The organism is Rubellimicrobium arenae (assembly GCF_017916275.1).
Lineage (GTDB): Bacteria > Pseudomonadota > Alphaproteobacteria > Rhodobacterales > Rhodobacteraceae > Rubellimicrobium > Rubellimicrobium arenae.
Genome location: NZ_JAFMST010000005.1, coordinates 230,070 through 243,496 on the forward strand (window position 1 = coordinate 230,070; position 13,427 = coordinate 243,496).

12 protein-coding genes are annotated in these 13,427 nt (G+C 68.7%); 1 reads left to right on the forward strand and 11 read right to left on the reverse strand.

Annotation, left to right across the window (positions count from 1 at the left end; genetic code table 11):
* Positions 1-58 precede the first annotated feature (58 nt).
* From J3P31_RS09840 to J3P31_RS09850, 3 genes are read right to left on the reverse strand one after another with little or no spacing between them, the layout of a single operon-like run.
* Positions 59-2,542, reverse strand: a complete 2,484-nt coding sequence (locus J3P31_RS09840; RefSeq protein WP_210528258.1) for an ImcF-related family protein — start codon at positions 2,540-2,542, stop codon at positions 59-61.
* Positions 2,514-3,413 carry a M15 family metallopeptidase gene (locus J3P31_RS09845; protein WP_210528259.1) on the reverse strand — a complete coding sequence of 300 codons (900 nt, stop codon included), beginning with the start codon at positions 3,411-3,413 and terminating at the stop codon, positions 2,514-2,516. Before J3P31_RS09845 ends, J3P31_RS09840 begins: the two co-directional genes overlap by 29 nt.
* 2 nt (positions 3,414-3,415) lie before the next feature.
* Positions 3,416-4,168, reverse strand: a complete 753-nt coding sequence (locus tag J3P31_RS09850; protein WP_368373055.1) for a PP2C family protein-serine/threonine phosphatase — start codon at positions 4,166-4,168, stop codon at positions 3,416-3,418.
* 148 nt (positions 4,169-4,316) lie between these two features.
* Here J3P31_RS09850 and J3P31_RS09855 point away from each other — a divergent pair, with 148 nt between their 5' ends.
* A complete protein-coding gene (locus tag J3P31_RS09855; RefSeq protein WP_210528261.1) occupies positions 4,317-5,108 on the forward strand; it encodes an OmpA family protein in 792 nt (263 codons plus the stop codon).
* A gap of 133 nt (positions 5,109-5,241) precedes the next feature.
* On the opposite strand, the gene J3P31_RS09860 is transcribed toward J3P31_RS09855, so the two are convergent.
* From J3P31_RS09860 to J3P31_RS09895, 8 genes are all read right to left on the reverse strand, one after another.
* The gene (locus tag J3P31_RS09860; protein WP_210528262.1) at positions 5,242-6,039 is read right to left on the reverse strand and encodes a 3-methyl-2-oxobutanoate hydroxymethyltransferase; all 798 of its coding nucleotides are present in this window, start codon (positions 6,037-6,039) and stop codon (positions 5,242-5,244) included.
* A 122-nt stretch (positions 6,040-6,161) separates the two neighbouring features.
* Positions 6,162-7,358 carry an aldose 1-epimerase family protein gene (locus tag J3P31_RS09865; protein ID WP_210528263.1) on the reverse strand — a complete coding sequence of 399 codons (1,197 nt, stop codon included), beginning with the start codon at positions 7,356-7,358 and terminating at the stop codon, positions 6,162-6,164.
* A 58-nt stretch (positions 7,359-7,416) separates the two neighbouring features.
* Positions 7,417-8,328 carry a sugar phosphate isomerase/epimerase family protein gene (locus J3P31_RS09870; protein WP_210528264.1) on the reverse strand — a complete coding sequence of 304 codons (912 nt, stop codon included), beginning with the start codon at positions 8,326-8,328 and terminating at the stop codon, positions 7,417-7,419.
* Positions 8,329-8,353: 25 nt separating this feature from the next.
* Positions 8,354-9,457, reverse strand: a complete 1,104-nt coding sequence (locus J3P31_RS09875; RefSeq protein WP_246849399.1) for a Gfo/Idh/MocA family protein — start codon at positions 9,455-9,457, stop codon at positions 8,354-8,356.
* A complete protein-coding gene (locus J3P31_RS09880) occupies positions 9,454-10,527 on the reverse strand; it encodes an ABC transporter ATP-binding protein (RefSeq protein WP_210528265.1) in 1,074 nt (357 codons plus the stop codon). Before J3P31_RS09880 ends, J3P31_RS09875 begins: the two co-directional genes overlap by 4 nt.
* On the reverse strand, positions 10,527-11,603 hold the full coding sequence (locus J3P31_RS09885; protein WP_210528266.1) for an ABC transporter ATP-binding protein: 1,077 nt from the start codon (positions 11,601-11,603) through the stop codon (positions 10,527-10,529). Before J3P31_RS09885 ends, J3P31_RS09880 begins: the two co-directional genes overlap by 1 nt.
* On the reverse strand, positions 11,600-12,532 hold the full coding sequence (locus J3P31_RS09890) for a carbohydrate ABC transporter permease (RefSeq protein WP_210528267.1): 933 nt from the start codon (positions 12,530-12,532) through the stop codon (positions 11,600-11,602). Before J3P31_RS09890 ends, J3P31_RS09885 begins: the two co-directional genes overlap by 4 nt.
* Positions 12,529-13,389, reverse strand: coding sequence for a carbohydrate ABC transporter permease (locus J3P31_RS09895; RefSeq protein ID WP_210528268.1), 861 nt, complete (start codon positions 13,387-13,389; stop codon positions 12,529-12,531). Before J3P31_RS09895 ends, J3P31_RS09890 begins: the two co-directional genes overlap by 4 nt.
* Between the last annotated feature and the right edge of the window lie 38 nt (positions 13,390-13,427).

Below are 13,427 nucleotides of genomic sequence, written 5' to 3' on the forward strand. Positions count from 1 at the left end.
CGGTGCAGTCGGCCCGTCGCCAGCATAGCGCAGTCGCTCCGGGTTGCCGCAGGGAAAGTCATAGGGCTGCGGGGCAGGTGAAGCCCTTGGCCAGCGCCAGTCCCGCGATGGGATTGGCCGCCGAGGGGAAGCTCAGCTCCACGAAGAGGCGTCCCGCGTCCGACCGGAGGTCGAGGAGGAAGCGTCGCCCGCCGTCACGCTCGCGCAGTCTCAGCCCGGCCGCCAGCCGCAGGAGTCCCCAAGGGCCTGCGTGGGACAGGCCTCCTTCCGAACCTCCGAACGTGACCGCGACCCCTGCGGCCGGGTCCGCGCCCGGCCAGTCCAACGTCACCGCATCGGACGCGGCATCCACCGAAGCTGTGGCGCCGCCAAGGGCTATCTCCGCCTTGCCGCGCTCGGCCAGCGTGGCAAGGCTCAACGAGGTGCCAAGCTGCCCGGACGACCCGAAGAAGGCGAGCCGAACGGACTGGGCCTGCTCGAACATTTCGGCGCTCTGCGCGGACAGGCCCGAGAAGCGGGCCTCGGGCCTCCACCGCCAAGGCGACGCGGTCATGTCCAGATACGGGCCGGCCTCGCCCTGGACAAAGCGATCCAGCGCCCCACCCGGTCCCAGCAGGGCCGCGAAGTCGGCGGGATCGGCGTCCTGTCCCGCCGGGTCGAAGGGAAACCTCCCCTCGGCGACGCGACGGCACAGGTCGAAGACGTCACGCTGCCACCGCTGCGTGAAGGGGTTCGCGATCTGATCCGCCCGGGGGACGGTCGTCTGGGCCAGCACATCCTCGACCACCTGGACCACGACCGGGGGGGCCTGCCGGAGGGCCGCGATGGCGGCGGCGCGGCTTTGGAAAGCCGATAGCCTCTCGCTGCGCTGGTCCTCATCGGCCTCGCGCGCGCCAAGTGCCGCGTTGAGAGCGGCGAAAAGGTCCGAGAGCCGGCCAGGGCCGCCCTGTTCGAGGAATTGGATCGTCGGCCCGAAGGCGGCGGCGATCTTCAGCTGGAGCGGCTGCGGGCGGCTCCGGTCGGGGCCGCCGACCTCGACCCACGCGGCTCTGAGGAGCACCTCCAGCGGAGACGCCCGCCGTGCGAGAAGCCCCGACACGCGGACCGCCGTGGCCGGTCGATCCAGCGGCCTCACGCGCAGGTCAGCCAGGAAGCCGTTCCATGCCCTCAGTGTTTCCTCCTGGAGCCTGGCCATGACGAGATCCGCCGGCTCCGGCGTCGTCCCGGGTTCGGAGTTGAACATCCGCCGCGCTTCGGCCCGGGCCGTTGCGACCGCTGCGGCGGCGGCTCCGGACCCCGCCAGATCCCAGCCGGCTGCCGTGTAGAGGCCGGGGATCGGCGTTCCGATCGGCAGGCCGGACCTGCGGACCGCGATCTCGTCCAGTCCTGGCACCTCGGACGTGGGACGCCAGGGTGGGAGCCCGGCCATCGCCGAGGATCGGGCCAGTTCGATCCAGGCGCGATCCGTTTCGCTGGCCTCGGCGGCAAATCCCCGCGCCTGCGCCAGCAGCTCGCCATCAACGGGCGCGAGGGGCTGCGTCGGGGCGACAAGGCGGCCCACATGCGGCACGAGGTCCTGAAGCTCCGGCAGCAGATCCGAGCGATCCGCGAGCCAGCCCTGCAGGTAGGCTGGATTCCAATCGGCCGCCCCTGACAGGATGTCCCAGGCCCGCAGAGTGTCATAAAGCGCGACGCTGTCCCCTTCTTGGGCGAGGACTCGGCCGATGGCGCGGCCCAGGGCCGGCGGAAGGTGCTGCCCGATCGCCTGGGACTGCCTCGCGTGAATGGCCGTGGCCGCATCGAACCCCAGTGGGCCGGCGAACAGATGGATCGGGGCTCTGGCCAGCGACCGGTCCGCATCGTCCACGGCGGCCGCAAGGCGGTCGAGCCGCGCGCCCAGGTCCGGGATCTCCCCCGGGCGGTCCAGCCCGATAAGCAGCGCCTCGGCTGCAAAGGCCCGGGCCGTTTCCCGGTGGAACCGCCATTCCGCCTGGACCATCCAGCCCAGCACGAGAAGGAGGAAGCCCAGCACGGCTCCGACAAGGAGGCCGGCCCACCCGTCGGAGGCGCTGCCCTTGCCGGCCTCATCGCCAGGTTCGGCCAGATCGCGGCACGAGCGCAGGAACGCCGCCAGGGCGGCGAGGCTCGGACCAGCGGCCTCGGCCCGCGCGACGAAGTCCCGGAGACGAGCCTCGGACATCTCCTCGCCTTCGAATAGCAGCCGGTGCGCGCCCGCGCCCCACTCCCGCCAGGGAAGGCCCGGGTTCGCGCGGGCGCGCCTGTCGATGACAAAGCCCAGCGCCAGCCGGGCCGGCGGGATCGCGACGGCGGGGATGCCGGCCTGCTTCAACTCGTCGGCAAAGCGGTCGAGCCGGCTCCGCGCTTCTCGGAGGAGCCCGGGCGTATCCTGCCAGTCCGGCAACTCCGCCAGTTCATCCGCCAGGGCCAGCGCCGGAGCCGCAGCCCGGTCGAACGGCGCGCCTCTGCCCGAGGGCAGGGCGTCGCCGGTTGAATCAGATCTGGCCTTCCGCAGCCCAGGCACGGAGCGTCTCCTCTCCCACCTCGAAATGCATCGAATCCTCCCGTCCGTAGGTGGCCCCCCAGAACCAGCCCTCCTCGTTGAAGTATTCGGCCAGAAGGACCAGCCCGAGCTGCGTCCCGCCGTCGGCAAAGCCGTCGAGTTCCCCGGCCAGCGTGAGGTCGATGGCCGTGCCCCAGGAATGGTTCGAGATCGAACTGGTCGAACCCCGGATGAACCGCGCGCACAGGGCCCCCGCGGTCCCGAGCTTTGCGTAAATATCGGGTTCGTTGGCCTGGAGGCGGGTCAGCACGCGCTCCAGGCTGTCCAGGGCCGGGCGCAGCATCGTCACCTGGATGGGGCCGACCTGCCGGGTATCGAGAAGGGACCTGAGCCGAGGATTGGTGACCGGCTGGCAATCCGTTCCGTAGCTGTCCCGTGGCTGGCCCAGGATCTCGATCATCGTGCGGTTCCGTGGCTGGGTGATGCCCTTGTTGAAGCGCTGCTTGGCAAGCAGCATCACCTCTGTCGGCTGCTGGGTTTCCTGTGGCGCCTCGAAGTCCTCGCCTCCTCCGGCCTCGGGGTCGATCACCTGGCCTGCATCGACCGGGCCGGCCGGGGCGGCAGGCGCGGTGGACAAAGGCGGCGGGCGGTTCGCCAGCACGGTCAGGTCGTCGCGCAGCCGCGCCACATCGGCCCTGGCCTCCGCGAGATCCTCGCCGAGGTCCCGCGCCCTGCGATCGGAGTCCGCCAGCGCCTGCTCGATGCGGCTGAGCCGGAGGTCCGTGGTGGCGTCCGCGGTATCGAGGAGAGAGGTGACCACCGCAAAGGCGATGGCAGCGGCCACCAGCCCGATCGCGATGACGGTCGCACCGGCCAGGCTGCCGCGCCGCATTCTCAGCCCTCCGGGATGTGGATGGCGATCACGGACACGTTGTCCGGCGCTCCGGCTTCCAGGGCTTCGATCAGGAGCTGGCGGCAGGCGTCCTGAGGCGAGGGCGCCGCGGCGAGTGCCTGCCCGATGCGCTGGTCGTACAGGCAGCCCGTCAGGCCGTCACTGCACAGCACCAGCCAATCCCCTGGCAGGAGGCGCACGCGCGTCAGGTCCAGATCCACGTCATCCGCCCCGCCAATGGCCCGTGTGACGACATGGGACTCGGGATGGAGGCTCGCCTGATCGGGGGTCAGATCGCCGTGGTCGAGGAGATCCTGGATCACGGTGTGGTCGTGGGTCAGCAGGCGAAGCCCGCCCCGGCGGAACAGGTAGGCCCGACTGTCGCCGACCCAGGCGACATGGGCGACCAGATGGCTGATCGCCGCCGCGACGACGGTGGCGCCCATGGAGGTGGAACCGAGCACGCGCCCGCGTTCGCGGACCATGCGGTTGGCCCGTCGGAGAGCGGCCAGCAGGACCTCGCCGAGGCCCAGTTCCAACTCGGCATCGCTGATGTCGGCAAGGCAGTCGATTACGATGTCCGAGGCCACGTCGCCATGCCCGTGTCCCCCCATCCCGTCCGACACCGCCCACAGAAGGCCTGTTGGATCGGTCAGGATGGAATCCTCGTTTCGGGATCGTACCCGGCCACGGTGCGTGAGACCTGCCCCCTCGGGACGCGGAGCCGGGGCACCGCCCAGGGGAACCCTGGTCACGGGCGCGATCATGACGGCAGCCGCCTGCAAGACGTGTCCCCGTGATCAGGCATGCGAGGTCCCGCCAGGGTTGTGAATTGCCTTGACGGCGAGCATACCTTAACCTTGGGTCAAGGTAATCCGTTTCTTGTAGCCGACCGGGTGCGACATGCGTCTTCCTTTCGGCCTCCTGCTCTGCCTCCTGATCGTTCCACCGGTGCCCGTCCTCGCGCAGGAGATGACCGACGAGGAGCTCCTCGACCTCTTCACGCGGCAGCGGGACGCCTTCCAGTCCGCCCGGCAGGGTGGGTTGGGCATGGCCCGGGGCCTGGAGCTCGTGACCGTCGACGACCTTTCGACCAGTCCGGACCTTGCGACCTCCGAAACAGTCCAGGACGACGTCGCGCCAGCCGTCCAGGACCAGCTCATGCAGCCCGCCGATCCTGATGCGTCCGACCAGCAACTCGCAGGGCGCGGTTCGGACCGCAGCCGCCATCCGGCCACGGCGGGCGCGGAGGGACTGGCCCAACCCGCAGGGTCGGATGCCTTGGGAACCACCGTAACCGCTGCCGCCAACCCTTCGATGGCAACGCCGGGAACCGTCGTGTTCGGCCAGCTCGACGAAAGCCTCCAGGTCAACGTGCGGGTGACCTTCGCCTTCGATTCCGCCGTGCTGGCCGAGGATCAGCTGCCCAAGCTCGACCAGCTCTGCCATGTGATGAAGGACAGCGGCATCAACCTGTTCCGGATCGTGGGCCATACCGACGCGGCCGGCAGCGCGGAGTACAACGAGAAGCTGTCGCTGCTCCGCGCCGAGGAGGTGCGACGCTACTTCATCGGCCAGTGCGGGATGACCGCCGATCGCCTCGAAGCCGTCGGACTCGGAGAGCGGTTCCTCTTCGAGCCCTCGGATCCCCGGGCGGGAGCCAACCGGCGGGTGGAGTTCCAGGCGCTCAGCTGATGGCGCGAGGGGCTGTTGCGCCTGATCCGCAGGTGCCTGGGCTGGAGACCGGGACCCATGCTAGGACATCCTGTGTTGGGCGTTCCTTCGGCAACGCCGTGCCGCAGGTCCGGACGACACCCGCCGTGTTCGGTCAGACCTTGTCCAACCGAGCCTGGAAGGCGCTCAGTTCGTCCTCCTTCATGCGCACGAGGTGCTTGTCCTCCGGATAGGCGCCCGTCTCGACATCCGCGATGAACTCCCGGAAGGCGGACACCCGTTCGCGCTGGAGACGGTCGAACTCCGCCGAGAAGTCCCGGTAGACCTTGGAGTGCCGAGGCATATGCCCGCAGTTCGTCCGCAGGATATCCTCCGCGAACAGGTACTGCGCATTGCAGCCCGGCCCCGAGCCCATGGACCAGAGCAGGATCTCCACGCGTCGGCTGATCTCGGTCGCCACCTCGACGGGGACGACCTCGATCTCGACCGCAAAGGCACCCGCGTCCTGGTAGGCCCTCACCTCGTCGTACATCCGCAGCGCCTCGTCGGCGGTCTTGCCCACGGCCTTGAAGCCGCCGGTCCAGGTCGCGCGGGACGGGACCAGGCCGACATGGCCCACCACCGGGATGTGCTCGCGCGCGAGGAAGGCCACGGTGTCGAGGCTGCCGGAACAGTAGATGGCGTCGGCTCCTGCCTGCATCATCTGCCCGGACCAGCGGAGGTAATCCTCCTTCGTGCCGGCCTCCAGATGCGTCTTGCCGGTCATGGAAAAGATGGATGGGGCCACATCTCGGTACCGTGGATCGGTGAGCAGCTCGGGCGGGACCGAGGCCACGTCGATGCCCGCCTCCTCGGCGGCCTGGGCTTCGTCGAGGCTGAAGTAGCGCAGCATGGTCAGCTGCCGTTGTCCCTTCAGCGCACGCAGGTCGGCTACGGTCGGCTTCTTTCGCATTCATATCCTCAATGGTAGTCACGCCGGTCCCCGTTCGGGACTGGCCTGGTGAAAGTCGAGGCGATCCGTGGATCAGCCCGACAGCGCTGGATGGCCCGGCAGCAGGGCAGCTGGAGCCGTCGTCATGACGCTCCGCCATCCTGCGCGCCCCTGAGCGGCCCGAAGCGGCCCGACGGCTCGGGGAAGTCCTCCTGCGGCTGCATGGCGATGGCCGAGATCCGCGCCTCGGCGTCGGAGAGCGCCGCAGCCCCATCGAGCACGCGGACCCGCAACTCGTAGGAGCGTTCCTCCAAGGGACCGAGCCAGATCATCTCGCCCCGGTCGCGCGCGGCGTTGTCGCCCAGGACGTGATGGGTCGAGGGTTCGATCCCCAAAGCATAGCTGCCGGCCTGGAAGTTTTGCCACTCGTAGGCGCAGGGAAGCTGGTCCTTGCGGGTGGCCACCTCGACCCCGAGGCCCAGCCGGTCGTTGACCAGGGCGACCGGCACCCGGCCATCGCCGTCGGCGGCCATCTCGTGCTGCCAGACCTGCTCGACGAAGTCGAGCGCCGGGGCCGGCGCGCGGCGGTAGCCCACGCCCTGGGCCTGGTAGCGGGGGCCGGAATGGGCGGCCCAGATCACCTCGCGGATCGGCGCAAGGTAGCGCGCGCCGTCCTCCAGCAGCGGATGGCCCAGGTTGACGTGGTAGAAGAACATGTGCGGCGTCCGCAGGAAGCCCTGGTTCACCACGCGGTCCTGCACGCGGATCTCGTCGCCGCCCAGGTCGGCCTCGATCCGGCGATGAAGATGGAGGTTCTCGCCGAACACGGCGGACTGGGCTACGATGCCTTCGACCCACAGGACGCAGCGATCCCCTTCCCATCGCTCGCCGTAGCCGGTCAGGCGGGCGGGGATCGACGTGATGCGGCCATGAAGGACGTGCTTCACCGTTTTCTTCCCGGGATAGTTGTAATTGTCGGCCGGAACCTCGTCGGGCCCGAGGATGTGGTCCAGGCCGCAGGTCACCAGGAACCCTGTGAACGACCGGGCGAAGGCCAAGCCCTGCTCGCCTTCCACCTCGTGCAACCCGGGGTGGCGGAGGCCGGTCGGGGAATGCCAGCCGATCGACCGGCCCTTGTGCTCGACCTCCACGATGTCCATGGCCCGGTCGACCGCGACCGTGAACCGCAGGCCCGAGCCGGTGCGGAACTCGAGCAGACGCACGCCACGCTCGGGGCCATCGCCCAGGGTGACCAGGCGCACGCCTCCGAAGGCCGACAGCGACCCGGCATGGGCCGCCACGTCGCGGCGGGAAAGGGTGCGTCCGAAAAGCTCAGGCATGTCAGTCTTGTCCTGTCGTCGGGGCAGGGCCGCCCGACATGCGGGCGGCCCTGGAAGGTCAGAGGCCGTTGGCCCGCATCTTGTCTTCAAGGAACTTCTTGGAACGGGGCACGTCGGCCTCGTCCAGATGCTCGATGATGATCGGGATGTTCGGGTGCTTCTCGCTCAGCCGCCTCAGGTACAGGTCGTAGTTGAGGACGCCCATCCCTGGCGCATCGAGGGCGATGGCCCCCACGCCCCGGAACGTGTGCGAGGCCAGGGCGTCGTCGTCGCCGATGTCGGCGTGCTTTTCGCTGCTGTCCTGGGCGCGGGCCACGTCCTTGGCATGGGCGATTTTGATCTTGTCGGCCAGCGTGTCGAAGACCTGGTTCAGCACCTTGTCCATGTGGTCGATGTTGTGGTCCTCGAAGTAGTTCGTGGGATCCATCAACAGGCCCAGGCCGGGATGATCGACCTGGGCGAACATGCGGACCGTTTCCTCGACCGAGCCCACGACGTTGTTCACGTAGGTTTCCAGCAGGAACATCGACCCGTGGTCATAGGCCTCCTGCGCGAGCTCGGCGATCACCTTGCGGCAGGTCTCGAACCCTTCCTCGGTCCGGTTCTTGGGATCCGACATCCACTCGGATTCGGTGTTGAAGGTGCCGGTCTCGGAGATGACGTAGGGCGTGCCGAACAGCCGGGCGTTGCGGATGATCTCCTTCAGGCGCTCGACGTTCTGCTTCCGATGATCCTCGTCCGGGTGGATGATGTTGGTGTAGCCCGAGATGCAGCTGATCGGCAGGTCGTTGTCGCGGAAGGTGTCGCGCACGCGCTTGGCCTTGTCCGCGGTGATCTGGCCGTGGCTCAGGTCGATGTCCTTGAAGTGCAGGTCGAGCTGGACGGTGTTGAACCCGTGGCTCCGGATGCGCTTCGCGGTCTCCTCCAGGCCATACGGGAAATAGCCCGTGAAGATCCCCGTTTGCATCATGATGTCGTTCCTCCCCTATCAGGTCTTATCGGATGTCGATTTCATCGAGCCGCACCGTCCGCCGCTCGGCGATCGAACGGTAGCCGGCCTCGATCAGGGCCACGGTCTTCACGTTGTCCGCAACCGAGAGGGCAGGCGGCGTGCCCGTGGCGACGGCGTGCTGGAGCTGCTCCATGACGCCCACGAAGGCGTGGGGGAACCACATGGTCCCCCAGCTGGGCGTGATCCACTCGCCATCGGTCGTCCGCTTCGACGCATAGGACAGCGTCGAGGCGGCGCCCGTCGGCCAGCCGATGGTGCCCTTGGCGACGCCGTCCGTCCCTTCGACGCGCCAGCCGATGTGCTGGTCGTCCGTGTAGCCCCCCTCGCGCGGGCCGGACCACACGTCCTCGAGGCTCAGCGCAAGGACTCCGGACGGGAAGCGGAGCGTCGAGACGGTGATGCCGTCCGAGTGCTCGAAGGTCGTCCGCGGGTCCTTGCGGGTGATGGTGGTGATCTCGTCCGGGTCGCCGAACAGGAAGCGGAGCACGTCGAGGTGGTGCACGCTCATGTTGGCCAGCGTGAGCCGGTCGTAGTCCTCGAGGAAGGCCTGCCAGTGCGGGATCGCGTGCATGTCGATCTGGGCGAAGACGATCTCGCCCAGGTCCCCGCGGTCGAGGATCTGCTTGAGGACGCGCATCGACTGGTCGTAGCGCATGTTCTGGTTGACGCTCAGGATCTTGCCGGCGGCCGCGGCCTCGTCCCGCAGGCTGATGGCGTCCGCGAGCGTGAGGGCGAGTGGCTTCTGCGCCAGGATCCCCTTGATATGCGGCTGCCGGAGGGCATGGCGGATCAGGGCAGGCTGCTGGTCCGGCGGATAGGCGATGTCAAGGATCTCGATGGACGGATCCTCGATCAGGGTTTCGGGCGTGGGGTGGACCGTCGGGATCCCGTACCGGTCCGCGACCCCCTGGGCGCGGGCCTGTGTGCGCGACGCGATGGCCGCGACCGGGAACCCGGCCTCCTTGTAGGCGGCCAGGTGGCATTCCGCCATGATCATGCCGGCGCCGATGCAACCGATGCGAAGGCTGCTGGTCCGGACCTCGGGGTCCGGAGCGAAGCCCTGTGCGCTTGTGCTCATGTCGTTCATGCCGATCCTCCCGGGGCCAGGCGGAGCGCTTCGCCACTCTCGCCGAAGAAATGCGCGCGGCCCGGGTCGACCCGGAGCGCCACGCGTGAATCGATGCGGATATCCGGCTGCCCGCGCAGGAGCGCGCGAAGCGGCACGGCTCCGGCGTCCAGGGTGACGACCGTATAGCCTCCCAGCGGCTCCACGTCGGCGACGCGGCTGGGCGTGCCGTCGCCCTGCCAGGGCAGAACCCGCAGGTTCTCGGGCCGCACGCCGATCTGGGCGGCGCCGGAGGGCAGGTCGAGCAGCGGCAGGCGGATGGCGCCACCTGCAGCCTCGGCCTCCTGCGGCGTGCGCGTCATGGGCAGGATGTTCATCATCGGCGCGCCCAGCAGCCGCGCGACATAGGCGCTGGCCGGACGGTCGTAGACCTCCGAGGGCGTGCCGATCTGCCGGATCCGCCCGTTCTCGAGGATGGCCATGCGGTCCGCGACCGACATCGCCTCCTCCTGGTCATGCGTGACATAGACCAGGGTGCGCCCGGCCTCGCGCTGGATCCGTTTGAGCTCGACCCGGGTTTCCTCGCGCAGGCGGGCATCGAGCGCGGAGATGGGATCGTCCATGAGATAGGCGACCGGGTCCCGCACCAGCGCCCTCGCGATCGCAACGCGCTGCCGTTCGCCGCCCGACAGCTGCGCGGGCGGCTTGTGGAGGATGTGGCCGATGTGCAGCTTGGCCGCCACGTCGCGCAGCCGCGCGGCGATGACCTCGGGCCGTTCCCGCCGTTCCACGAGAGGGAAGCGGACGTTCTCCTCGGCCGTCATGTGGGGGAACAGGGCGAGGTTCTGGAACACCATGGCGACGTTCCGCTGCGCGGGCGGCACATGCGTGACAGGGCGGCCGTCGATCAGGATCTCTCCGGCGTCCGGCGTCTCCAGACCCAGGATGAGACGCAGGATCGTCGTCTTCCCGGCCAGCGGCGGGCCGAAGAAGCAGAAGAACTCGTTGTCCCGGATCGTGAAGGTGAGGTCGTCGGCGGCCAGGGTCGCGCCATAGCGCTTGGTCACGTTGCGGAAGGCGATCTCGGACATCAGAGGGCCTTTCCGGTCTGGGCGTCGAACAGGCGGACCGCGTCGGCGTGCGGCAGGACGCGGACGACATCGCCGACAGCGGCCGGGACGTCGTTCTCGAAGACGGCCTTGAACACGGCAGGGCCGTCGCCGAGGTGGACGATGCTGCGGGCGCCGATCCGTTCGACGAAGGAGACGGGGCTTGCGATCCCCTCCCGGGCCAGGGTCGTCTGCTCGGGCCGGAAGCCGTAGATCACCTCCCCGCGGGCCTGCTCCGCGGCCCGGGCCTGCGGCGCGGCCAGGGGCGGCGTGACGCCCAGGACGCCCAGGTCCACCGCCAGGCCGCGGTCCGTCCGCACCGGGCGCCCCCGGAGAAGGTTCATGCCCGGGGAGCCGATGAACGCGGCCACGAAGGTGTTGGCGGGATCGTTGTAGACGTCGATGGGCCGCCCGACCTGCTGGAGCACGCCATGGTCCATGACCGCGATGCGGTCGGCCATGGTCATCGCCTCGAGCTGGTCATGGGTCACGTAGACCATGGTCTGGCGGAACTGCCGCTGGAGCTGCTTCAGCTCGGTCCGCATCACCGCGCGGAAGGCCGCGTCGACATTGGACAGCGGCTCATCGAGGAGGAAGATGGCCGGCTCCATCACCGCCGACCGGCCGATGGCGACGCGCTGGAGGATGTTGACCGAAAGCCGGTCCGCCCGCCGGTCCAGAAGCGGCGTCAGTTGCAGGAACTCGGCCATGTCGAGCGTGCGCCGCTCCACCTCGGACTTGGGCCGGCCGGTCATGCGCAGGCCGTAGCTCAGGTTCTGGCGCACCGTCATGTGGGTGAAGATGGCGTAGTTCTGGAAGACGAAGCCCACGCCGCGCCGCGCCATCGGCACGCCGGCCATGTCGCGGTCGCCAAAGAGGATGCGGCCCTCGCTGGGCGTCTCCATCCCGGCGATCATGTTCATGGTGGTGGACTTGCCGCAGCCCGACGGCCCGAGGAGGGCCATGAACTCGCCGTCCTCGATGCGAAGGTCCATGGCCTTGAGGGCGGTGAAGCCGCCGAAGCGCTTCGCCAGATGCTCGAGGTGGATCGCGCTCATGCCGCGGCCCTCCCCATGCGCTTCATCGCCCAGACCGCCGCCACGGAGAGGATCACGAGGATCGCCAGCGCGATGGCGGCCACGTAGCCCCAGATCAGGTCCTGGGTCGTGACTTCGTAGATGTAGACGCTGATCGTCTCGGTCGCGACGCCGGGGCCGCCGCCGGTCATGATGTAAAGCGTATCGAAGATCTTGAAGTTCTCGATGACGCGGATCGCGAGGGCAATGATCATGATCGTCTTCATGCGGGGGAGGGCGATGGTGCGGAACCGCTGCCAGGCCGAGGCGCCCAGGAGCGTCGCCGCCCGCATCTGGTCCTGCGGCACGCCCACGAGCCCGGCCAGCAGGATCAGGAACATCAGCGGGGTCCACTGCCAGATGTCCGCGATCATCACGGCCACCAGGGCCAGCGTCGGGTCCGATAGCCAGGCCACGGCGATGTCGCGCCCGAGAAGGGTCCCCAGGAGGCCGTTCACGGGTCCGCCCGACTGGAACAGCATGAAGAACATGTAGCCGGCCACCGCAGGCACGACCATCATCGGCATGATCAGGATGGAATAGGCCACGCGCTTGCCCGGGAATTCATCCACGAACAGCATGGCGAGGCTCAGGCCAAGCAGGAACTCCACGGGGACGCAGACCGCCATGACCAGCGCCGTCCGGCCCAGCGCCGCCCAGAGCCGCCCGTCCTGCGCCAGGTCCGAGTAGTTGGCGAAGCCGTTCCAGAACTCCCAGGCCCGGGGCCAGGCCACGCCCGCCAGCGGCGACCAGTCGGTCAGCGAGATGTAGAGCTGCATGAGCAGCGGAAAGACGGCGATGAACAGCACCAGCACCTGCGCGGGCAGCGTGAGGCGGAACCCGAGCCGCGCGCCGTCCTCGGCGGGCGTCGGAGGGACAGGGGGCGCCAGGGGCGCATCGGCGAGGGTCATTGCTTGAGAGCCCCGAAGGTGAGGCCACGCACGAGGTGGCGCTGGATGAGGATGCCCAGGATGACCGGCGGCACCGCCGCGATCAGCCCGAGGGCCGCCTTGGCCCCATAGAGCTGCCCGGTCATCGAGGAGGACAGGGACGCCATGTAGACCGGGATGGTGACCCATTCGCGCGTGGTGAGCAGGAGCGCGATCAGGTAGTCCGACCAGTTCAGGATGAAGACGAAGAGCGCGGCCGAGGCGAGCGGCGCCCGCATCATCGGCAACGTGATCCGTGTGAAGACCCGCCACCGCGAGCAGCCCTCGACCATGGCCGCTTCCTCGATTTCGCGCGGCATGTCGTCGAAGAAGGTCTTCATCAGCCAGAAGGCGAAGGGCAGGGTGACGATCCCATAGATGAGCGCGAGGCCCCACCACGTGTCCATGAAGCCCAGGAACGCCCACATGATCATCACCGGGATCATGACGGCCATCGGCGGGAACAGCCTGAGCTGAAGCAGCGCCAGGGGCAGGTTCTGGCCCGATCCGTAGCGCGACAGCCCGTAGGCCGCGGCCGTGCCCGCCGTCATGGCGATCAGGGTGCCGAGGACCGAGGCAAGCAGCGACGCCACGATCGGTTGCACCGCGGTCCGGTCCAGCGCCACGATCAGGTTCGACGAGCTTTCCCCGAAGATGAAGCGGAAGTTGTCGAGAGTCGGGTCCTTGGGGATCCAGGTCAGGTTCTGGCCGGTCGCCTGCCATTCCGGGATCGGCTTGAAGGCCATGGAGGCCATCCAGAGGATGGGCACCAGCGTGATGGCGAGGGCGATCAGGATCGCCGCATAGCGGAAGGTTTCGAAGATGGGGGAACGCGTCATCGGACCCGGAGCTTTCGTTCAGGAAAAGGAGGGGCAGG